This is a genomic window from Fructobacillus fructosus KCTC 3544 (genome assembly GCF_001438695.1).
Lineage (GTDB): Bacteria > Bacillota > Bacilli > Lactobacillales > Lactobacillaceae > Fructobacillus > Fructobacillus fructosus.
The window spans coordinates 943-1,822 of record NZ_JQBH01000022.1 but is presented as its reverse complement, the minus strand read 5'-3'; the positions used below and the strand labels follow the sequence as shown (position 1 = coordinate 1,822).

Below are 880 nucleotides of genomic sequence, written 5' to 3'. Positions count from 1 at the left end.
GTAACTATAGTTGTAATTATAACTATAACTAGCTTCCACTATTGTGGAGGCTTTTTTATTGAAAAAAGGTGGAGATGCGTAAATTATCGTAAAAAAAACAGTGTAGTCATAAGAAAGCAAAGGAGCAATTTTATGACACACGTTTTGTATCATGGTTCAACACAAGACTTTAATGAATTTATGAATCAAAGGCAGAGTACACATGGGCGGGCCCAAGGTTTCGGGATTTACCTAACTCAAAGCGAACAACTCGCTTTGAGTTATTCAGGCTCAATGGATAGGCCTGGGTTTGTATATGAAGTTGACGCAACAAAAATCGATAAAATGAAACAACTTGAAAATAATAATGTCAATCTTTCTGTTGCTGATGTGGTATCACTTTTAGAAAGTATTAATGCAGAACAGGATTATCCATATACATTGACTGATTACTACGGTGATGATTTAGAGCCGGGTTGGACACCAAAAAATCAGGAAATAGCAGAAGAGGTAGCCCGACACCTATTAAATCAAGAGGATAATGATCTGGATATTATTAATGATCTGAATAATGTTTCGGGTGAAACAGAAGCACTCGCTAGGGGCTTAACCAAATTGGGTATTGGTAGTGTAAAAGATGACATGAGCATGGACGAAAATGGGGAGCCTGCAATAGTTGTCTTCGATCCTAAAAATGTTCTAATTACACGGAAAATGACAGCGGTCGAGGCAAAAAAGGAGTTAGAAATGAATGACAACCAAATGACCGTGCAGCGCCAACAGATTCTTCAGGAGGGAGCCTTAGAAGTCGGGTATTCCAATGACGTTAGGGCCGCTATGCTTGATCTTGATCCTGATCTATTAGGGAAGACCTTTTCTGATAAGGACCTTGTTTTGAGCC

1 pseudogene is annotated in these 880 nt (G+C 38.9%); it reads left to right on the top strand.

What is annotated here, in order from left to right:
• Positions 1–132: 132 nt before the first annotated feature.
• Positions 133–880: pseudogene (locus tag IV71_RS08130) on the top strand (hypothetical protein); the annotation flags it as partial.